General features: G+C 61.4%; 16 protein-coding genes. 2 read left to right on the forward strand and 14 right to left on the reverse strand.

Going from position 1 to position 20,681, the window contains the following annotated elements; translation table 11 throughout:
* The 11 genes from HXO69_RS00955 to dinB all read right to left on the reverse strand — a co-directional run.
* A partial coding sequence (locus HXO69_RS00955; RefSeq protein ID WP_296544746.1) for an FtsW/RodA/SpoVE family cell cycle protein occupies positions 1–485 on the reverse strand: 485 nt, incomplete at its 3' end.
* A gap of 149 nt (positions 486–634) precedes the next feature.
* Positions 635–2,221, reverse strand: coding sequence for a UDP-N-acetylmuramoyl-L-alanine--D-glutamate ligase (gene murD / locus HXO69_RS00960; RefSeq protein ID WP_296544747.1), 1,587 nt, complete (start codon positions 2,219–2,221; stop codon positions 635–637).
* A complete protein-coding gene (gene mraY, locus HXO69_RS00965; RefSeq protein WP_296544748.1) occupies positions 2,221–3,426 on the reverse strand; it encodes a phospho-N-acetylmuramoyl-pentapeptide-transferase in 1,206 nt (401 codons plus the stop codon). Before mraY ends, murD begins: the two co-directional genes overlap by 1 nt.
* Before the next feature lie 6 nt (positions 3,427–3,432).
* On the reverse strand, positions 3,433–5,052 hold the full coding sequence (murF, locus tag HXO69_RS00970) for a UDP-N-acetylmuramoyl-tripeptide--D-alanyl-D-alanine ligase (RefSeq protein WP_296544750.1): 1,620 nt from the start codon (positions 5,050–5,052) through the stop codon (positions 3,433–3,435).
* Complete coding sequence (locus HXO69_RS00975) at positions 5,045–6,790, reverse strand: Mur ligase family protein (protein ID WP_296544751.1); 1,746 nt, start codon at positions 6,788–6,790, stop codon at positions 5,045–5,047. The genes murF and HXO69_RS00975 overlap by 8 nt, the downstream gene beginning before the upstream one ends.
* A gap of 168 nt (positions 6,791–6,958) precedes the next feature.
* A complete protein-coding gene (locus HXO69_RS00980) occupies positions 6,959–8,824 on the reverse strand; it encodes a penicillin-binding protein 2 (protein WP_296544753.1) in 1,866 nt (621 codons plus the stop codon).
* A gap of 62 nt (positions 8,825–8,886) precedes the next feature.
* Positions 8,887–9,864 (reverse strand): amino acid ABC transporter ATPase, encoded by a 978-nt coding sequence (locus HXO69_RS00985; protein WP_296544755.1) that lies wholly within the window; start codon positions 9,862–9,864, stop codon positions 8,887–8,889.
* Positions 9,865–9,884: 20 nt separating this feature from the next.
* Entirely contained in the window at positions 9,885–10,949 is a 1,065-nt protein-coding gene (gene rsmH / locus HXO69_RS00990) for a 16S rRNA (cytosine(1402)-N(4))-methyltransferase RsmH (RefSeq protein WP_049326886.1), read from the reverse strand.
* 105 nt (positions 10,950–11,054) lie between these two features.
* On the reverse strand, positions 11,055–11,486 hold the full coding sequence (gene mraZ / locus HXO69_RS00995) for a division/cell wall cluster transcriptional repressor MraZ (RefSeq protein ID WP_070688007.1): 432 nt from the start codon (positions 11,484–11,486) through the stop codon (positions 11,055–11,057).
* A gap of 556 nt (positions 11,487–12,042) precedes the next feature.
* Entirely contained in the window at positions 12,043–12,444 is a 402-nt protein-coding gene (locus tag HXO69_RS01000) for a DUF3040 domain-containing protein (protein WP_005506566.1), read from the reverse strand.
* A 222-nt stretch (positions 12,445–12,666) separates the two neighbouring features.
* Entirely contained in the window at positions 12,667–14,073 is a 1,407-nt protein-coding gene (gene dinB, locus HXO69_RS01005; RefSeq protein WP_296544758.1) for a DNA polymerase IV, read from the reverse strand.
* Positions 14,074–14,258: 185 nt separating this feature from the next.
* Between dinB and HXO69_RS01010 the strand changes: the two genes are divergently transcribed.
* The gene (locus tag HXO69_RS01010; RefSeq protein WP_296544759.1) at positions 14,259–15,491 is read left to right on the forward strand and encodes a polyprenyl synthetase family protein; all 1,233 of its coding nucleotides are present in this window, start codon (positions 14,259–14,261) and stop codon (positions 15,489–15,491) included.
* A gap of 134 nt (positions 15,492–15,625) precedes the next feature.
* Here the strand turns inward: HXO69_RS01010 and HXO69_RS01015 are convergent, their stop codons facing one another.
* Positions 15,626–15,994 (reverse strand): Rv2175c family DNA-binding protein, encoded by a 369-nt coding sequence (locus tag HXO69_RS01015; RefSeq protein ID WP_296544761.1) that lies wholly within the window; start codon positions 15,992–15,994, stop codon positions 15,626–15,628.
* Between the two features lie 248 nt (positions 15,995–16,242).
* Between HXO69_RS01015 and HXO69_RS01020 the strand changes: the two genes are divergently transcribed.
* On the forward strand, positions 16,243–17,940 hold the full coding sequence (locus HXO69_RS01020) for a serine/threonine-protein kinase (RefSeq protein WP_296544763.1): 1,698 nt from the start codon (positions 16,243–16,245) through the stop codon (positions 17,938–17,940).
* Between the two features lie 134 nt (positions 17,941–18,074).
* Here the strand turns inward: HXO69_RS01020 and HXO69_RS01025 are convergent, their stop codons facing one another.
* Positions 18,075–19,439 (reverse strand): class II 3-deoxy-7-phosphoheptulonate synthase, encoded by a 1,365-nt coding sequence (locus HXO69_RS01025; RefSeq protein ID WP_296544765.1) that lies wholly within the window; start codon positions 19,437–19,439, stop codon positions 18,075–18,077.
* A gap of 322 nt (positions 19,440–19,761) precedes the next feature.
* A complete protein-coding gene (locus HXO69_RS01030) occupies positions 19,762–20,511 on the reverse strand; it encodes a 1-acyl-sn-glycerol-3-phosphate acyltransferase (RefSeq protein WP_296544766.1) in 750 nt (249 codons plus the stop codon).
* Positions 20,512–20,681 lie beyond the last annotated feature (170 nt).

Raw genomic sequence — 20,681 nt, forward strand, 5'->3', positions numbered from 1 at the left:
GGCTGAATCTGTCCGATTCCGGGGAGCTTCAACCAGTTACGGTTACCGTTCACCTCAACGCCAACGACCACCACAGCAAGCTGCATGACCAGCGCGGTGGCCAGCATCGCGTACACCACAAACTTCTTGTGGTAGACACCCACCGGGATACGCGTAATACCCGCCATCGCGAGAACGCCCACGACCAAGAACATGATCTGAGACGAAACCTGCGAGAACGGCGACTGACCCTGCGAAATCATCGTGACGCTCGAAGCCGACAGCACCATAATGCAGCCAAAAATAGCCAGACCCAGGGTGGTGACCAGCAGCATCACCGGCACATCCCACAGGTCAGCCTTCAAACCACGACGGTACAGCCTACCGGCACGAGCACGGAACGGCGCAGAGAAATCCTCCAAACCGGCTCGCAAAGACGCCCAACGACCACTCGTAGTCGAACGCGCCGAAGAAGCCGAACGCTCCGAAGATGCGCTGGTACTCACATGCCCTCCTATAGGCCTCAACTGCCACGGATCCGTCGTGGCGAATACACGAAAAAGGTTCAGGGGTGGGACACCGTTACCATCCCACCCCCGAGAAGAACCCGCAGAAAACACCCCGGTCACCCGAAGCGCCTCCTGCAGGTAGCGTCCTAAGAGTCTGCCAGCTGGGCGGCGACAGCGTTCGCAAACGCATCACCGCGCACCGCGTAATTCTTGAACTGGTCCATCGACGCAGACGCGGGAGCCATCAGCACGGTATCGCCCGGATGCGCCAGCTCAGCAGCCTTCGCAACGGCCGCGTTCATCACGGCGATGCCGTCCGAAGAATCAGCCACTGCCGCGGTCATGTTGTAGGTCGGAACCTCGGGAGCGTGGTTAGCCAGCGCCGACTTCAACGCCGCAGTATCAGTACCGATAATCAGCACAGCCTTCAAGCGCTTGGCGTGAGCAGTAATCAGCTCATCGTATTCAACGCCCTTCGACAGGCCGCCAGCAATCCACACCAGCGAGGGGTAACCGCTCATCGACGCGTTCGCGGCGTGAGGATTCGTAGCCTTCGAATCATTCACCCACATGATGTCATTCGCGTAACCCACCAGCTGGTTGCGGTGCGCACCGGTCTTGAAGGAACGCAGGCCAGCGCCCACAGCCTTCGGGTCAATATCAGCCGCACGACACAGAGCCGCAGCCGCCAGGGCATTCTCCACGGTGTGCTTCGCGGGCATCTTACCGGGTGCCGGAGCCAGATCCTCCAGAACCGCCAGCTCATACGCCTCGTTGTAGCGGTTCTTCAAGAAAGCACGGTCCACCAGAATATCCTCAGCCAGGCCGAGCATCGACACGGCGGGCATCTCAGTGGAGCTGAAACCAATCGCGCGAGCGCCCTCAATGACGTCCGCGTTCTCGACCATACGCAGGGTGTCCACGTGGTCGGTGTTGAAGATGCAGGCGACCTGAGTGTGCTCGTACACGCGCGCCTTATCAGCCTTGTATCGTTCGAACGAACCGTGCCAGTCCACGTGGTCCTCAGCAATGTTCAGAACCACCGAAGCATACGGGGACAGCGAGTAGGTCCAGTGCAGCTGGAAGCTGGACAGCTCCACCGCGAAGAACTCGTAGGGCTCATCGTCGGCAATGGCGTACACGATGGGCATGCCCACGTTACCCACCTGAATAGCCTTCTTACCGGCGGCCTTCAGGATGGAATCAACCATGCCCACGGTGGTGGTCTTACCGTTCGTACCGGTCAGGCACAGCCACTTGGGGGTCGGGCGGTCGCTGCGCTCGTTCAAGCGCCACGCCAGCTCCACATCGCCCCAAATCTGGATGCGACGCTCGTACGCATCCAGCATCACCGGGTGGTCGGGACGCACACCCGGAGAGGTCACCACAAGCTCGGGTTCCTGACCGTCTACCAGGGGCAGGGCACGCATGTGCTCGGGACCGAACAGGCCCTCAACCGGGCCGTACGCGTTCTTGTAAATCTCGATGCGCTCACTCTTCTCCGGAGTATCCGCGCCGTCGATGACAACGATCTTCGCGCCCAGCTGGGCAAGCACGTCGGTCACAGCGTCGCCGCTGGTGCCCATACCCACCACGACCACGCGCAGGTTAGCCCAGGGCGCACCCCAGTGAGTCAGCTCCGCGAGGCGCTCGTTCTCGTACACCGGGTTCACCGCAATAGCGGCGGCGTTCGCTTCAATGCGAGCTGTATCCGGCTGTTCAATAGTTGACATTAGTGAATCACTCCAGAAGTCTGCGAGAACCAGTCACCGAAGAACAGCGCCAGGGCGACGAGCACGCAGAGGGCATTAACAACCCAGAGGCGGAACACGGAGTTCACTTCGCCGCTGCTGACGGTACCGGGGGCAATGCCTCGCTTATCAATTGAGTACATGCCGTTGACGCCGACCTTCTCCATGTGATGGTGGAAGGGGGTCATACGGAAGTAACGGTGCGCGTGTAGGGGCTTCTCCCCCGCTGCCACCGAACGCTTACGGCTGGTCTTGAACACGAACTTCTGCACAATCACAGAGAACACTTCCAGCACGGGAATCAGAGCGATAACCAGCAGAAGCAGCTCGGTGCGGGTGAACAGCGCGAAAGCAACCATTGCGCCGCCCAATGCCAGGGAGCCGGAGTCGCCCATGAAGATCTGTGCCTTCGACACGTTCCACCAGAGGAAGCCAGCCAGCGAACCCACCAGGGAAGCAGCAATCAGCGCCAGCGAGCCGGGGTCGCGCACATCGTAGCAGGCGGTGCCAGCGCCAGCGGAGCAGGCGTGCACGTACTGCCAGATGCTGATGGTCAGGTAGCCGGAGAAGATGGTCATCATGATGCCGCCAGCCAGGCCGTCCAGACCATCGGTGAAGTTCACCGCGTTCGTACCGGACAGGGAGATGAGGGTAATCCAACCAACCAGCAGGATGGAACCGAAGACCGCACCCGCCGCGAACAGATCAATAGGCAGGTCACGCACGAAGGAGATAGCGGTCGACGCCGGACGAGCACCCGACTCATTCGGGGACTGGAACGCCAGGTACGCAAAGGGCAGGGTCACGCCCAGAAGACCAATGGTCTTCTGTTTCTCGGTCAGACCCTCGTTGCCCTTATTGCGGAACTTCATGATGTCGTCCGCCGCGCCCACACCGAGCATGCCCAGGGTGAAGGCGATGGTCAGCCACGCGGTAGCGGTCGGTACCGGCGCGGTTCCGAAGAGCAGGGCGCTCACCGCCAGGGTCAAGAAGTAGGCGAGAATCGCCGCGGGGATGAAAATCAGACCCGCCATGGTGGGGGTGCCCGCCTTGTGCTGGTGGGCTGCCGGGCCTTCCTCACGGATGAGCTGGCCAAGCTTCAGAGACTTCATCTTCTTGATGAACACCGGCAGCGCGGTGAGGGAGATGAGGAATCCGAAGATTCCAGCAATCAGCACGGTAATCATAAAGCGCTACCCTTCGTTCGTGGTCTGTTCGGTCGAAGTACGGTCGCCATTAGCGGCACCGTCCAGGTGAGCGGCAAGGTGGTCGCTCAAATCGGTGGTTTCAACAAAGTCACCGGCAGAAAGCCAAGTCGGTGCCTGCTCTTCCTCAGCGCCGAAAGTGTACTCGGCGAAAGCAACCTGGTCACCCAGAATGCCCAGCTTCGCCCCGTTCGAGGACTTGAAAAGCACAATGTCGCCGGGGCGAACCTCGGCGCGCAGAATCTGCTCTGCCTCCTCCGGGGTCTTCACCCAGGTCGCCTCATTACCCCAGGAGCCTTCCAGGTGAGCCGCATTGTAGGTGGGCTTCGTCTCGTCGCCCACAGCAATCAGCTTAGAAATGTTCATGCGTACCACGAGGCGGCCGATGCGGTCGTGCTCCTCCAGGGAGGCGTCACCGAGCTCCAGCATGGCTCCCAGAACAGCCCAGGTGCGGTGCGGCTGACCGGTCGCCGGGTCAACGGTGCGGCCCAGCTGTGCCAGAGTGCGCAGCGCCGCCGCCATCGACTCGGGGTTCGCGTTGTACGCGTCGTTAATGACGGTCACGCCATCAGCGCGGTCGGTGCGCGCCATACGCCACTTCGAAGTTGCCGCTGCCTTATTGAGCGCGCGAGCAATCTTCTCACCGGAAATACCGCTGTTGTAGGCGACGGTCGCCGCAGCCAGCAGGTTGTGCACGTGGTGCTCACCGATCAGCTGCGAGGAAATCTCGTACTCGCTACCGTCGGGCAGGCGCAGAGTGAACTCGGGGCAGCCAGCGTCGGTGGTGCGCAGGTTCAGCGCCGCCACGTAACGTTCGTAGGGCTGGCCGTTCGCGTCGGTCTTCTCACCCACACCAAAGTAAGTAACGGGGGCAACCGAACGCGACGCCATGCGCAGCACGCGCTCATCGTCAGCGTTCAGAGCCAGGGAGCCGGTCGGCTGAACACCCTCAGCCAGCTCGCCCTTGGTGCGCTCAATATTGTCCACGCCGCCGAACTCGCCAGCGTGCGCGGTACCAACCTTCAGGATCGCGCCGTGGTCCGGGTGCGCAATATTCGCCAGGTACTCGATGTTGCCCACATGGTCCGCACCCATCTCAATGACCAGGTAGCGGGTGGACTCATCGGCACGGAAAACGGTCAGAGGCACGCCCACCTCACTGTTGTAGGAGCCGACCGGTGCAACGGTCGGGCCCTCCGGGGTGAAAATGGCGGCAAGAAGGTCCTTGGTGGTGGTCTTACCGGCAGAACCGGTAATACCGATAACGGTCAGCTCACCCTGAGCGCGCATCTGCTCAATGGAGTAGCGCGCCAAATCGCCCATCGCCAGCACCACATCGGGCACCTGGATGCTCGGGTAGGGCACGCCCTGCTCATCGAGTACTTCACGCTCGACCAGCGCCAGGGTCGCGCCCCTCTCAAACGCCATGGGGATGAACCTGTGGCCGTCAGTGACCGCGCCGGGCTTCGCCACGAACAGGGTGCCGGTCTGCACCTCACGGGAGTCGGTGGTGGCGAAGTCTGCGTACACCTGCTCCTCACGGCCCTCCAGGCCGATAGCGGTGCCGCCGGTTGCCTCAATAATCTGGGCGGCGCTGAGCTTAATCATTCTTCACCATACCTTCAGCGGTCTTAGAGTCACTTTCTTCGAGCATGCGCTGGTAGTCAGGCAGAATCTCGAAACCGTGCGCACGCAGGGCACGGGCGGTTTCAACGCGGTCGTCCAGGGCGATATCCACGCCGTCAACATCCTGTTCGGTTTCATGGCCGCGGCCAGCAATCAGGATGGCGTCATGCTCGCCCGCCAGGGCAATTGCCGCATCAATAGCGGCGGCACGCGGAGAAATATTCAGGATCTGGGTGGCTCGGCGGTTCTCAGCCTTCTGCGCGCCCTCCTCAACGGCGGCACGAATCGGCTCGGGCGCCTCACCGTGCGGATCGTCATCAGTCACAACCACAATATCTGCATACTGTGCCGCAATCGCACCCATAATCGGGCGCTTGAGCTGGTCACGCTCACCGGTCGCACCGAAAACAATCATGACCTTGCCGTCTCCGGGGCGGTCCATCGCCTCCAGTGCGCGGGTCAGACCGTCCGGGTTGTGCGCGAAGTCCACAATCGCGTGCGGAGCCAAAGAAATCAGCTGCATACGGCCCGGTACCACCGGAGTCAGAGCCGAACCGGACGCCAGCTCAGGGAGCAGATGCGCACGCTCAGCGGAGTCAGTGTCCAGGTACGCCATGAGAGCCGCCAGTGCAGCATTCGAAACGTTAAAGTCAGCGGGCAGACCGGTGTAGCATTCAACACTCTCACCGGCACCATTAGCCACGTGGAAGCGGTGGCCCAGGCCCTCACGCTGAACCTTCACCACAGCCCAGTCGCGGGCACCAAACTCTGCGGGCACCTCAGCCAGACCGGCACCGCGAGCCGTCACCAGACGGTGCACCTGCTGCGCACCCATCTGCTCGCAAGCGGCGGAGAACATCTTCTCGCCCCACTCGTCATCAGCAGTAATCACAGCCAGCTCGGCGCGCTCGGGAGTGAACAGCTGAGCCTTCGAATCGAAGTAGTGCTCCATGGTGCCGTGCAGATCCAGGTGATCCTGAGTCAGGTTCGTAAAGCCAGCAACCGCATACTTCACGCCGTCCACACGGTGGTAATCAATCGCGTGCGAAGACACCTCCATCGCCGCGCAACGCACCTGATGCTGACCCATAATCGTCAGCAGAGAATGCACGTGAGGAGACTCCGGGGTGGTCATCTTCGAAGGAACCGACACACCATCAATCAGAATCTGAATAGTGCCAATCAGACCGGTCTTCACACCCAGACCGGTACGGAACACCGACTCCAACATGTAGGTGGAGGTGGTCTTACCGTTCGTACCGGTCACCGCGTAACGGTGAGTAGCGGGGAACGACGCCGAACCATAAATCAGCGCCGCCAACGGACCGACGTACTCGCGCAGGTTCTCAGTCACCAGGAGCGGCACCGGCGCCTCACCCAGCAGTTGCGCACCGGCAGCATCCGTCAAAATAGCGGAAGCACCAAGCTTCAACGCAGCCTCAGCAAACTGCGCACCGTGCACCTTCGCACCGGGCAGAGCCACGTACAGGTCCTGCGGGCGAACGCCACGGGAGTCCATGCTGATACCGGTGACCTCAACAGAATCACCGGATTCAGAACCCTGAACGCCGCTAGCCGGCTGGGAACTCACCTGAGCACCCAAGCCCTGCAGATGTTCGCGAAGGTGCGCCAAACTCACCGGGCGCACAGAATTCGGGCGCAGAGTCTGAGCGTCGCCGCCCAGCAGGTTCTGGCCGGGTGCGTGAGATGCGGTATCCATCGTCCTTCTTTCCTCTCCGCTGTCCGAAGCGGTGAGCTCTGTACGGTCAATGCGCTCAAGGCACACAGGGTCATTCAATATTCTACGGGCTTTAGGCTTCGACAGGTGTTCAGTGCCGGGGCTTCTTCATCACGAATCAGCTACCGGGCGCCTCTCCCCCGCTCACCTTTAGCTCGTCTTATTGGGGCTATCCTCAGCAAAAAGCGGAATCAACTCCGGTTCACCGGTAGAACGCGGCACGTTATAGGTGTGCAGAGTCTTCTCCATAATCTTGGAGAACTCAGCCGTCGTACCGTTCGTACCCACGCTACCCTCAGGACGCTGCATGGTCACCGCCACCAAGAACTGCGGGTTCTCAATCGGCGCCACACCAATAAAGGACGTCGTGTTGCCGTCGTAGCCGCCCTTCTCACTCGGAGTTTCCGCAGTACCGGTCTTACCGCCCACGCGGTAGCCGGTCACCTTCGCCGGACGGGCGTGGCCTTGCTCCACCACATTCTCCATGAGAGTCAGGCAGGAAGCGGCAGTCTCCTCGCTGACCATGCGTTCGCCAGGCTCTACGGCACGCTTATGTTCGGTACCGTCGGCGTCAATGATCGCGTCCACAATGCGCGGCTTCAGACGAACGCCCTTATTGCCCAGCGCCTGGAAAATCATGGCGGTCTGCAAAGGAGTCTGCGCAACACCCTGACCGAACAGCACAGTGTACTGCTGACGGCCATCCCAATCACGCCAATCAGCGATTATACCCTGCTCCTCACCGGTCAGCTCAATGCCGGTAAACTCGCCGACGCCGTACTTCTTCAACCAGTTGTAGCGCTCTTCCTTGCTGAGCTTCTGACCGACCAGCACCGTACCGGTGTTCATCGAGTCATGAATAATGCCCGAGAAAGTACGCCGCTGCGCCCCGTGCTCAAACGCATCCTTGAAAGTCTGGCCGTCAATCGTGAGGGTCGCGGGCACGTCATACACGCTCGTCGGGGTGGTCAGGCCCTGCTCAATCAGCGCCGAAGCAGTTAGCATCTTCTCGGTCGAACCGGGCTCCACGCTCTGCGAAATAGCGCGCGGGGTCATGTCCGCCGCGTCCTCAATGGTTGCCGCACCCGGGTCCATCGTGGAGGAATCAGCAAGAGCCAAAATGGAGCCGTCACGCACATCCATAACAATGGCGGTACACCACTCAGCCTTCAGCTCCTCAGCGCGAGCACGTACCACCTGCTGCGCAAAATACTGCACATCACGGTTAATGGTCAGACGAATATTCTTACCGTCCACCGCCAGGCGCTGCTCTTCCTTCGCCACGGGGATACGCACACCATCAGCACTAATCTCGTAGGTACGCTCACCGGGAGTACCGGCAAGCTCCTTCTCGAAGACACGCTCAATGCCCACCGAGAAGTTACGGGAAACCGTACCGCCCTTACCGTTGCCGTCAGCCTCTTCAACAATGTTGTACTTGCCGACCACGGAGCCACCCACACTACCGTTGGGGTACAGGCGCTGGGAGAACGCCTCACCGTAGATGAAGGGCGCACCCAGGGCATCAATCTTATTGAAAATTTCCGGGGTGATATTTGCTTTGATCACCGAGTACTTTGAGGTGCCGTCCAGCTTGGACTTGATGAACTCGTCGGTAATGCCCGGGTCAACGGTCTTGAGAATATCGACCATCTCGTACACCAGCTGGTTGGGGGTGACCTCAATCTTCTGGGTGCGGTCCTCGTTGTAACGCTTGAAGGTCGCCACGGCACTCTGATCAGCGGTCAGGTTATAGCGCTGCACAGTACGCGCCATGACATTGCCGTTGATATCCAGAATCTGGCCGCGCACAGCAGGCAGCACCTGGGAGCGCAAACGCTTCTGACGGGACGCATTCGCCACCGCACCGGGATCAAAGCCCTGGCGGATAAACAGATTCGCACCAATGACGCCCAGAGCACAGGTGGCAGCGGCGCCGGCGACAAAGCCACGGCGGGTCAGGTCCGGCTGACCGGATGCCGATTCGTTCGCGTTCTTACGCGCGTCGGAGCTCATGCGGTGGTCCTTTCGCTGGTCTAGTCTATCGGTGATGCTACGCATCCTGTGGTCAGTGTTGTTTATCGTGCGGGCTGGCTAGCCGCGGGCTGCTGAGCGGTGCTCGGTGCGGCGGAAGCAACCGGGCTAGCAGGGGCGCTATTCGCCGGTGCGGGGTTGGCCTGCTGAGCTGAGTTAGTTTGCTGAGCAGGGCTCGCCGAGGCGCTTGCAGATGCCTTAGCCGCCGCGCTCGCCTGGCCGTGGCGCTGCTGAACGGACTTGTCCGCGTCCACAATGCTCTTGGCGTAGCTTTCGTTCGAGCCAGCTGCCGGAGGCGAAATCAGGTTCTCCTGCTTGTTTCCCTCAGCACCGGTCGGGCTTGCCACCGGGGCGGGGGTGCCCTCAATCGTGGAGGACTGCAGGTTCAGGGTCGCTTGCGAAGAGCTCACAAACATGCCCAGGGTACTGGCGCGTATTGCCAAATCCTGCGGAGCTTCCTTGAAGCCAATCTCCTGCTGTAGCGCCTGGTTCTCCTGCACGAGGCGCTGCTCCTGCGCGCGCAAATCCACCATGTCGTACTGTCGGGTCACAATCAGCACGTTGAGCAGCAGAATAAAGACCAGGGTCAGCGGGATTGCCGCAAAAACAGCGAGCATGGTGGGCGGGCTGAGCTTACGGGCTCGGCGGCGCACGGTCGAGAGCGGGTGACGCGACTTCGGCTTCTCCTCGCGGGGCTCTTCGGTGCGGGCTGCCGCACGAACGCTCGAGGGCACGCGGCTCGCGTTCGTCGAGGTGCGCTTACCGCCGTGCGAAGCAGCAGTACTGGCGGGGCGAACTACCGGCTGGGCTGCAGTGACCGGCTCCAGACGCGCGGTGCGGGTACGACCGGAGTGTGCGCGAGTGGAGGCGCGGCTCGCCCCGGTCGATGCGCCAGTAGAGGATGCGCGGGTAGAGCCAACGGCGCTGGGGGTACCGGCGGCAGGGCGCGAGGAACCGGCGCGTCGACTCCGCGGTGCGCCCTGGGTGCGGGTGGGGCGCTGGGATGCGTGCTGGGTGCTCACTCTTCTTCGCTTTCTGTCTTCTACTTGGCGGGGATGCGGATCTTCTCGGCTGCGCGCAGCTTGGCGCTGGCGGCGCGGGAGTTCTGTTCGATTTCCTCGTCGGTAGGCGGTTCGGCGCCACGGGTAATGATTTTGACGGTGGGCTTGTGTTCTTCAAGCTCCACGGGGAATCCCTTGGGCGCCTTGGAGGTTGCCTCTGCGGTCAGTGCCCTCTTGACGATTTTGTCTTCGAGGCTGTGGTAGCTCATGGCGACGAATCGGCCGCCGAGGTTGAGCGCCTCCAGGGCTGCCGGTACGGCGCGTTCGAGGGCTTCCAGCTCGTGGTTCACTTCGATGCGCAACGCCTGGAAGGTGCGCTTGGCGGGGTGGCCGCCGGTGCGCTGTGCGGCGACGGGCACTGCCTTCTGGATAATGCGCACGAGCTCGCCGGTGGTTTCCAGGGGCGCGTTGGCGCGGGCAGTGCAGATGGCACGGGCAATACGCGAGGCGAACTTCTCTTCGCCCCAGTTGCGGATAATGCGGCGCAGCTGGTCTTCGCTGTATTCGTTGACGACGATGCGGGCGGTGAGCTCATCTTCCGAGTTCATGCGCATGTCCAGGGGTGCGTCGTAGGAGTATGCGAAGCCGCGGGTGCGTTCGTCCAGCTGCATGGAGGAGACACCCAGATCCATCAGGATACCGTCGATGCCCTGCACGCCGGCGGTTTCCATGGCGCGGTCAATCTCGTCGTAGACGGCATGAACGGGTACGAAGCGGTCACCGAAGCGCGCCAGACGCTCACCGGCGATGGCGTGCGCCTGCAGGTCACGGTCAATACCAATCAGCACAAGGTTTTCGAAGCGCTCCAGCAGGGCCTCAGAGTGGCCACCCATGCCGAGGGTGCCGTCAATAACGTAGGCGGTACCGCGCTCCTCAACGGCGCGTTCAATGCCGGGGGCCAGCAGGTTAATGCAGCGGTCCAGCATGACGGGCACGTGGCGTTCGCTGGCTTCACGCTGGGAGAGGTTCTCAATGGATGCGCCGGTGACCTTGGCGGCAGTACCGGAGGCGGTCGTACCGGTTTCGGGGGCGTGGTCTACGCTCATGGGTGCTCCTGTGAGAGTTTGTCCTGCGGGAAGGCTTACGGAAGAGTAGTGCGGTGGTGATAGAGAGACGCCGGGCGGTAGCCGTCGCGCCGGCGGGGATGCCGGCTAGAGCAGCGGGCTGAACGGGTCCTCGTCGAGGGAAGCGAATTCAGCTTCGGTGCGGGCGAGGTATTCCTCCCAAGCGGCTGCATCCCAGATTTCTGCGCGGGTTCCGGATCCGATGACGACGAGATTGTCGCTCAGCCCTGCGTACTGGCGCAGTATCGGCGGGATGGTGATGCGTCCCTGCTTGTCAGGCAGTTCGTCTGAGGCTCCTGAGAGGAAGACTCGCAGGAAGTCTCGGGCGGCTCGTCCGGGCAGGGGCGCGGTGCGCATCCGCTCGTGGATGCGTTCAAATTCTGCGGCGGGGAAAACGTACAGGCATCGTTCTTGACCGCGGGTCAGAACGAGGCCTGCAGAGAGTTCCTCACGGAATTTGGCGGGAAGGATGATTCGTCCTTTGGCGTCCATTCGTGGTGAGTAGGTACCTAAGAACATTCACTTCACCTCCCCGATGTGTGCCGTTGTGCTGAAGCCTGCGGGAGCGGGGTTGCTCCACAATCCTGCAGGTGCCGGTGGCGGGGTGTGCCGGGCTGGCGCCTCCGCCGTTTGCTTGAGGGCACGGCGATAGGACTGACTTTCAGCATTCCCCTCCACTTTACCCCACTTTCCACCACCTACCCCACCCGGCAGAGTATCTTTTAGTGTTTTTATGCTCTCTTCTGCATTTTTAACGCTGGCGCACAGCTTCTACACAGCTTCGAGCGTGCGGGTGCTCAGCGCTGTACCCTCATCATGCTTGCCACGCACTGGCTCAACTACAGGCTCAATGGCGGGGTCGATTGCGGCAATCAGCATGCTCAGTCCATCAACCTCTAAAGCACCCGTCTATCACTAGTTCGGGCATAGAAAAGCGGAAGGCAAGAGAATTCTTACCTTCCGCTTGTAAAGTCTTGTTGAAGCCTTAAGGCCCTAGAGAGCACGGATGCTCAGCCGCGAGAAATACTAGTCGTGAGAAATACTAACCGCGAGAAAACTGTTGAACAAAGCAGTATTAGAACTGGCCGTTATTGCGCTCGTCCCAGCGGTCCTCCAGACGGTTCATGAAGGAGGAACGCTCCTTCTGCTCACGCTGACGCACACGCGCTGCACCCTCTGCCTTACCGCCCAGGAAGGAATCCACGGGAGTCTTCTTGCTGGTGGTCGCGAAGTACACGCCACCTGCCGCGAAGAGGAAGCCGAATACGCCCAACCAAATCATGTTGGACGCAACCGCACCAATAATGATGCCCAGGCCAATGAGAACGAAGAGAATACCGAGAGCCAGGTGGCGAGCACTGAAAACCGGTGCGGTGTTGCCGGTCGAAGACATGGAGGAGGCAAAGTGCGGGTCCTCATTACTCATGAGTTCTTCGAGCTGGTCCAGAACCTTCTGTTCACGCTCGGACAGTGCCATCGTTTTCTCCTTTGAGGTGTCGCTACTCAAGATGACGTCGGTATCAGCCGGGTTAGCTAGTGCATCAGCTGGCGCTGGGCACGATTCTTCCCGTCGTATGTTTCCGGTCGTATGCTTCCCATCGTACCGCGCGGGGTGGGGTTGGCGCATTCTTTTTCGGGCAGAAATACTTGAAGGTCTTCGGTGGAGGGCGCCTCCCCTTCTGTGGTGGCTACCCTCGATCTAGTTCCCTTCCTCTGCCTTTTGCTCAACCTGCTGATTCGGCGCAGCCACTCCGGAGGCGGGTTTGAGGCTTTCCTGCGAGTATTTGCGGTGAATCGCGTCCATGACGTGCTCCACTTCGGACCATCTGCCGCTCTTCACGAGGTGAGCACCAGATCCCGAATGAGCACCAGACCCCGAGCGAGTACTGTTCTCCATACTATTGCCCACTCCCCCGCCGCCGCCTCGTTGGGCTGAGGCAGTTCTGGCGGAGGCGGTTCTTGCAGAGCGTGAGCTTGCCGCGTTCTCGATGGAGTCGAAGAGTGTCTGCTGCACGCCGTCTTCTGCACGGGCGAGCTTTTCGGCGCGCACGCCAATGAGTCGCAGGGCGCGTGGCGCCTCCTGACCCACCAGAATCTCATCGGCACGCAAGGCTTCCAACGCGAGGGAAGCGATCTGCATACCGGAATCGATGGGCACGTTCAGGGCAATAGCGCGGGTGTGCGTTTCGAAGGTGCTGTAGCGGATTTTGAGGCTGAGCCCTCCGGCGAGTTTTCCAGCGGTGCGTAGACGCTTGCCGAGTTTGAGGCTCAGTTCCCGAACGGCTGCACTGATTTCGTGGACATCGGTCGTATCAGTCTCGAAGGTGTGCTCGCCGCCCATGCTTTTCTCTTCGCGTTCGGTAACCACGGGGCGTTCATCAATACCGCGCGCCATGGCCCAGAGGTGCTCTCCTTGGGCGGTGCCGAAGCGTTCTTTGAGCCAGTCCAGGCTCATGGAGCGCATTTGGGCGATGGTGTGAATACCGTATCGGGAGAGCTGTTCGGTGCTTTTCGCACCAACTCCCCACAGGTCGGAGACTTTTCGGGGGTCGAGGAATTCTTGAACCCGCTCGGGCGGGATGACCCACAGCCCGTTCGGCTTACTACCGGTGGACGCCATTTTGGCGAGTAGCTTATTGGGTGCAACACCGGCTGAGGAGGGCAGGGAGAGCTCCTGTGCGATGCGGTCGCGAGCGCGCTGTGCCAGGGCGACGGGGTCTTGGCCGTGCAGGTAGGCGCCGGTCAGGTCCACGAAGGCTTCGTCCACGCTGACCTGTTCCACGTAGGGGCTCAGGTCGTGCAGAATACCCATGACGGCGCGGGAGTAGTGCCGGTAGTCGCCGCGCAGCGGCAGAACGGTGGCGTTGGGGCTGAGGTTTTGGGCGCGGCTGAGCGGCATGCCCGAACGCACCCCGTGGGCGCGCGCCTCGTAGGAGGCGGAGCATACGACCGAGCGGGGACCCAGGGGCGCCACGATAATGGGCTCACCGCGCAGAGCGGGGTTTTCGAGGAGTTCGACGTTGACGAAGAAGGCGTCCATGTCCAGGTGCATAATGACGCGGCCCCTCCTTGCGCCGCTGTTCTTGCCGGTTCGCGTCTGCCCCATGTCGCCTCCTCTCATAGCTTCTACGCCCACCTACCAAAAATATAGCACATTTCTACGAATACTAGGGGTAATATATCGTAAACGTATTCGTAAATGCGTTCTCTTGGGCTTTTCTCCACTAAGCTAGAAGAAGTGCACACCGCACGGCATCAGGACCGTACATAGCGACCATCAGCGAGGATAGTATGACTCCCCCTTCTCCTTCCGGAGCACCCACTCCCCAGGCGACCGAGAGCCTCACCGTAGCAGCCCCGAAGATCCCGGCGGATTCTGCGCACCTCGCCGAGCGTATTGCTGAAGAGCAGCGAGCCTACCTGCACGCTTTTGACACTCTCATGGCTGAGTTTTTTACCCGCCAGCGCGAGCTACTCGAGGGCATTTCTTCTGAGACTCTACCCCTGCTGGAGGCTATTGAATCCCTCTCCACCGGCGGCAAGCGCCTGCGTGCCCTGCTGAGCTACTGGGGTTGGCGAGGTGCGGGCGGCGCACCCGTAACCGAGAACCGCGCATCCTGGTCTATTGTGAAGGCCGGCATGGCGGTGGAGCTGTTCCAGACCTCCGCACTGATTCACGACGACATTATCGACCGCTCCGATACCCGCCGCGGCGCTCCCTCCGTGCACAAGCGTTTCGAGGCGGCGCACGAGCAGAATGGTTGGCGCGGTGATGCTTTCAACTACGGTCTGACCGGCGGTATTCTTGCCGGCGATCTGACCCTGGCGTGGTCTGCCGAGGTTTTCGCGTCCCTGGGTGAGGGAGCGATTTATGGCGCCCCTGCACGCACTATTTTTGACCGGATGCGCACCGAAGTTCTGGCGGGTCAGTACCTGGACGTCTACTCCGAGGTTCTCGAAACCGAGGACGCTCAGGCAGCTCTGCAGCGTGCCCTGAACGTGATTCGTTTCAAGTCCGCCAAGTACTCGTGCGAGCACCCCTTCACGATTGGTGGTGCTCTGGCTCTGCAGGCTGCCGCGCTGGAGAACGGCACCGGTGCCGTGAGCGAGCAGCACCCGGTACTTGCAGGCTACCGCGCGTTCGGCCTGCCGCTGGGTGAGGGCTTCCAGCTGCGCGATGATGAGCTGGGCGTTTTCGGTCAGCCCGAGGTTACCGGCAAGCCCGCCGGTGACGACCTGCGCGAGGGCAAGCGCACCGTGCTGGTGGCGCTCACCTCCGCCGCACTCGATGAGAAGGATGCGGCGCTTCTGCACGATAGCCTGGGCAACCCCGAGCTGAGCGATGAGCAGGTGGAGCGCATCCGCGAGCTGATGGTCTCTTCGGATGCTTTCGCCAAGCACGAGCAGCTGATTGAGCAGAAGTCTCAGGCTGTGTTTGAGGCGCTGGAGGCGATGAACCTGGACGAGCTGGTGCACGCGGCGCTGACCGATATTGTGGGTCGCGCGCTGCGCCGCAAGGCTTAGGCTGTAAACGTTTAAAGAGTTGAGGCGGCATACCGAAGTATGCCGCCTCAACTCTTGAGTTATAGTACCAAGCCAGTGTTACCAGGCTAGTATTACCAAGCTAGTGTTACCAAGCTAGTGTTACCAGGTTAGTATTACCAGGCGAGTGCCTGCGCACGGCGACGGATCTCAGTCTTGCGACCGTCGATCAGTGCGTCAATCGGGCGGCCGGGCAGGGATTCGTCGTTGGTGTACAGCCACACGATGGCTTCTTCATCGCTGAAGCCGGAATCCTTCAGGACCACGAGGGTGCCCTTGAGGGATTCGAGTACTCGCGAACCGTTCAGGAACAGTGCGGGAACCTTGCGCACGTTGGTTTCCGGGTCGCGCAGAGCGATGAGCGTACCGTCAGAAATCAGGTTGTGAACGCGGGTCACCTTCAGGTCGAGGGCCTGCGCAATTTCGGGGATGGTTACCCACTCGCCGACGAGGGCGAAGGTCTGAGCAATATTTTCGTTAGTCACCTTTTAAGAGTGCCAGAGCTGGCACGTATTTACCACTTTTGACCCGCCGCAGGTTCGGCGCCCCTCCCGGATTCTTTCGTTCCTGCGTGCTGCCCGCTGTTCGTGCGTTGGGGTCGGAACCGCCAGCGCTTCTTAAGAGTTCGCTGAGTGTTCACCTGCTCGGTGCTCTTTGGCATCGCGTCTGCCCAGGTGGGCGGGCTAAAATGTTGAGACGTATGAATACTCCCAGCCCACGCCGGATTTCTCCCGTGAACCCCCGTTCTTCTAATACTTCTGTTCCTCCCGCCACTCGTCCCGCTGCCCCGGATACCGCTATTGGTTCTTCGCAGTGGCTCAGTGGCGCCATTATTGAGGGTCACTACCAGGTGGGTTCGCTCATTGGCCGCGGCGGCATGAGCGAGGTGTATTACGCGCTGGACCTGTGGTCGAATAACCCGGTCGCGCTCAAGGTCCTCTCCCCCGCCCTCGCTGAGGATGCGGCAAACCGCCAGAAATTCCACCGTGAAGAGCGTTCGATGCGCCAGGTGGGCGGCGGCGGACATACGGTGGGCGTGATTTCTTCGGGTACCGAGTATTTTTCCGGTCAGATGGTTATGTACATCGTGCTCGAGTACGTGCACGGTTGTACCCTGAGCCAGCTGCTGCGTGTGCGTAACGCGCTTTCCCTGGGTGAGGCGCTGGACATCCTCATTCCGGTGGTGGAGGCGCTCTCCGAGGTTCACGCCAACCGCTACCTGCACGGCGATATTAAGCCGGGCAATATTCTTCTCGACGCTAACGGCCAGGTAAAGCTCACGGACTTTGGGCTCTCCCGCCGTGACGATCAGGTGGATGCGGGCGCCCCCATGGGTACCCCCGCCTACGTGGCGCCGGAGGTTCTGGATCCGAAGGTGAAGGTCGGCGCGCAGGCTGATATTTTTGCGCTCGGCGTGATGATGTACCGCATGCTTTCCGGCCGCCTGCCCTTTGTGGGCCTGGAGAATGACCAGCAGGTGCTCTACCATAACGCCAATATTGAGATGCCCGCGCTGACCGATGTGGCGCCGGGTGCGGACCGCGATATTGCGGGGCTGATTTCGTGGTGTACCCGCAAGCAGCCTCACGCCCGCCCCGAGGATGCGACCGAGCTGTTCACGGCTCTGCTGGAGATTTCTGAGTCGTTGGGTGAGTCCGAGCGTGCATGGCGTGCACCCTCGTGCCCGGAGCCGGAGCTTCCTCTCTGGGAGGCTGTGGCGGACATTGCGGAGCGTAGCGGCGCCGCGCAGATGGTGCGTAACACCCCGATTAGCGCATTTAGCGATGCCCGCGACCTTCTGGCGTATGACGTCTATTCCCCCGACAGCCTCGTGTACGATGCCTCGGCGGCGGGTCAGGGCGTGCACCTTGCCGACGTTGACGCCGAGGACTCCGTGCTGAACCGCCAGGGCATTCCGCCGCTGGTGCGTTCCGCCTCCGACGATGACGAATCTGACGCTGACCAGGAGCACGACGGCGCAAAGGGCAAGTCCGGTAAGCGCGGCCTGGGGTCGTTCATGGGCCGCCGTGCCTCCGCGGCGAAGGGCCCGCTGACTCAGTCCGTCGGCATTGGTCCGCAGACGGAGCAGGAGTTCATCTCGGCTAACGGCGAGTACGCCCCGATTCACGCGGAGCGTTCCTTGAACCCCTCGGGTGCGCGCCGCCCGAAGTCTAAGGGGTCGGCGAGCGCCGCTGAGGCTTCACCGGATGAGGAGACCGTTTCTTCACAGGAATCCGAGCAGTCTTCGCAGAAGGATCCTCGCCTGCCCGCTAAGCAGTTTAGGACTCCGCCCTCTGGTATGGCGGTGGGCGGCTGGGCTCTGGCGCTCATTCTGCTGGGTATGGGGTCGAGCTTCACCGGCTGGTGGCTTGCGACCTCGCTCGTGCAGTCGCAGTGGTGGCGCAATATTGAGGCGTTCCTGACCTTCTAAACTTTGTCTTCGCGCTATATACCGCGCGCAGGTTAAAAGCAATTGCCCGGGTCTTCACTCAGTGTGAGTGAAGACCCGGGCATTGTCGCGTCTGCTACTCTCCGCCAACTATCGCGGTGAAAAGCGTGAGCGTTTTATGCGCGGTTCTTGAGGTACTCGGAGACCAGGAACGCGATTTCCAGGGACTGCGAGTGGTTCAGGCGCGGGTCGCACAGGGACTCGTAGCGGTCAGCCAGTGCTGCCTCGTCGATGGCGTCGGAGCCACCCAGGCACTCGGTCACGTCGTCGCCGGTCATTTCCACGTGGATACCGCCGGGGAACGAACCCAGAGCCTCGTGCACCTCGAAGAAGCCGCGAACCTCGTCGAGCACGTCGTCGAAGCGGCGGGTCTTGTAGCCGGAGGGCACGGAGATGGTGTTGCCGTGCATCGGGTCGGTTACCCAAACAACCTTCGCGCCTTCAGCCTGCACGCCCTCAACGATCGAGGGCAGCTTCTCGCGAATGTTCTTCGCGCCCATGCGGGTGATGAAGGTCAGGCGGCCGGGCTCGCGGTTCGGGTCGAGCTTGTCGATCAGTGCGAGTGCGTCCTCTGCGGTGGTGGTCGGGCCCAGCTTCACGCCGATGGGGTTGCGGACCTTGGAGAGGAAGTCCACGTGTGCGTCGTCGACGCCGCGGGTGCGCTCGCCAATCCACAGGAAGTGTGCGGAGGTGTCGTAGGGCAGCTGGGTGCGCGAGTCGATGCGGGTGAGGGCACGCTCGTAGTCCAGTACGAGTGCCTCGTGGCCTACGTACATGTCGGTGGTCTTGAGAGCTTCGAAGTTCACGCCGCAGGCTTCCATGAACTTGAGGGCGCGGCCGATTTCGTTGGCGGTCTTCTCGTAACGCTCGTGCGCGGGGTTAGCGGTGAAGCCGCGGTTCCACTGGTGCACGGCGCGCAGGTCTGCGAAGCCGCCCTTGGTGAAGGCGCGCACCAGGTTCAGGGTGGAGGCGCTGGTGTGGTAGCCGCGCAGCATGCGCTTGGGGTCGTGTACGCGTGCTTCGGGGGTGAAGTCGAAGCCGTTGACGGTCTCACCGCGGAAGGAGGGCAGGGTGACGTCGCCGCGGGTTTCCATATCTGCCGAACGCGGCTTGGAGAACTGGCCCGCCATGCGGCCCATCTTCACCACGGGCATGGATGCGCCGTAGGTGAGCACTGCAGACATCTGCAGGATGGTCTTGACGCGGCCGGAAATCTTGTCGGCGGTTGCGCCCGCGAAGGTTTCTGCACAGTCGCCGCCCTGCAGGAGGAATGCGCGGCCTTCAGCAACCTCACCGAGTGCCTGACGCATTGCGTCGACCTCACCGGCGAAGACGAGCGGCGGTACCGAGTTCAGCTCGGCGATGGTGCTTTCAAAATCTTCGTGCTCGCTCCAGGTGGGCTGCTGGTCAATGTGCAGCTCGCGCCAGGTGTCCAGGCCGTGGTCGGGGGCCTGCGAGGTGCTGAGGTTTTGGTTGCTCATCTTCACTCCATCGGGATGGTCTTGTGCGTTTTCTGATTCAGCCCTGGTTCGGGTGCCCGGTGCGCCGTGTTCGGCGTGCGTGCACGTGGTTCTCAGGGATGAATAGACTAATTGTACTCTTGCTTGCTTCAACACCTAACCCTGCAGTCAGGTACATCTCACATGTTTAGATAGCGCCACCCGGTATCGGCGATAAGCGGGTTGATAAGTGCCGTTGCAGAACGGCATACGAAAGGGCGGGATGCGGCGCGTACCGCATCCCGCCCTCTGGCGTATGTGCGCACCCGTTTGGGGTGCTGTCTCAATGTCTAGTACTGCAGGTCTAGTGCTGCAGGTGCGCGACTGCTTCGTCAGCGCTCATGTTCTTATCAGCCATGAGCTTCTTGACGCGGTCGGCGTACACGTTCACGTATTCCTGGCCGCTGAGGGCACGAATCTCAGAGCCGATACGGTCGGCGATTTCACGCTGAACGCGGTAGCTCGTGTCCGTTCCGTCGGTGTACTCCTCGAAGGTGAGGGGCTTGCCAATAATGGTGCGCACCTGGATGGGCTTGCCGTCGTGGCGCAGGCGAATACGGTTCGAGCCGGAGGGCTGAATCAGGTCGGTACCAATCTGTCCGACGGGCACCACGGGCACGCCGGTTTCCAGGGCGAGGCGGGCGACGCCAACCTTGGGGCGGTAACCGCGTCCATCGGGGCTGCGGGTGCCCTCGGGATAGATGCCAATAACGCCGCCGTCCTTGAGGACCTGCGCGCCAGCGTTGAGGGATTCCTGGCTCTTCTGGCCACCCGAACGGTCCATGGGCAGCTGACCGACGCCGCGGAAGAACGCCGCCATGGCACGGCCCTTCACGCCGGGGGTGGTGAAGTAGTCGCTCTTGGCGAGGAAGTTCACGGTGCGAGGCATGGCGAGAGGAATGAAAATGGAGTCGCAGAACGCCAGGTGGTTGCTGGCGACGATGTAGGGACCCTCGGGCAGATTCTCTAGACCCACCACGTCATGGTGGTACAGTCCCTGCAGCAGGGGGGAGCCAAGAATCTTGAGCGTTGAATAGAGGGCGGTGTTAGGCATGGGGTCTCCTCTCTGAATGTTCCCGGCTCAATTCTAGCGTGTCTGGAGAGGCGCGAGAGAACGCGCGATAATTAAAGAAAAGAGAACGATTTTTCTGCGCACCGGTGTGCTGGGTGCGCTGGGGGCGATATACCAGCATCGGCGCTGTATCTGTGGCGCCCCACCGGGGT

This window comes from Rothia sp. (in: high G+C Gram-positive bacteria) (genome assembly GCF_015265375.1).
Classification (GTDB): Bacteria; Actinomycetota; Actinomycetes; order Actinomycetales; family Micrococcaceae; genus Rothia.

What these genes read in the sequence shown, in the direction of transcription:
- murD (WP_296544747.1), bottom strand. Translation starts at nt 2,221, where the DNA reads ATGTCAACTATTGAACAGCCGGATACAGCTCGCATTGAAGCGAACGCC.
- mraY (WP_296544748.1), bottom strand. Translation starts at nt 3,426, where the DNA reads ATGATTACCGTGCTGATTGCTGGAATCTTCGGATTCCTCATCTCCCTC.
- murF (WP_296544750.1), bottom strand. Translation starts at nt 5,052, where the DNA reads ATGATTAAGCTCAGCGCCGCCCAGATTATTGAGGCAACCGGCGGCACC.
- HXO69_RS00975 (WP_296544751.1), bottom strand. Translation starts at nt 6,790, where the DNA reads ATGGATACCGCATCTCACGCACCCGGCCAGAACCTGCTGGGCGGCGAC.
- HXO69_RS00980 (WP_296544753.1), bottom strand. Translation starts at nt 8,824, where the DNA reads ATGAGCTCCGACGCGCGTAAGAACGCGAACGAATCGGCATCCGGTCAG.
- rsmH (WP_049326886.1), bottom strand. Translation starts at nt 10,949, where the DNA reads ATGAGCGTAGACCACGCCCCCGAAACCGGTACGACCGCCTCCGGTACT.
- mraZ (WP_070688007.1), bottom strand. Translation starts at nt 11,486, where the DNA reads ATGTTCTTAGGTACCTACTCACCACGAATGGACGCCAAAGGACGAATC.
- HXO69_RS01000 (WP_005506566.1), bottom strand. Translation starts at nt 12,444, where the DNA reads ATGGCACTGTCCGAGCGTGAACAGAAGGTTCTGGACCAGCTCGAAGAA.
- dinB (WP_296544758.1), bottom strand. Translation starts at nt 14,073, where the DNA reads ATGGGGCAGACGCGAACCGGCAAGAACAGCGGCGCAAGGAGGGGCCGC.
- HXO69_RS01010 (WP_296544759.1), top strand. Translation starts at nt 14,259, where the DNA reads ATGACTCCCCCTTCTCCTTCCGGAGCACCCACTCCCCAGGCGACCGAG.
- HXO69_RS01025 (WP_296544765.1), bottom strand. Translation starts at nt 19,439, where the DNA reads ATGAGCAACCAAAACCTCAGCACCTCGCAGGCCCCCGACCACGGCCTG.
- HXO69_RS01030 (WP_296544766.1), bottom strand. Translation starts at nt 20,511, where the DNA reads ATGCCTAACACCGCCCTCTATTCAACGCTCAAGATTCTTGGCTCCCCC.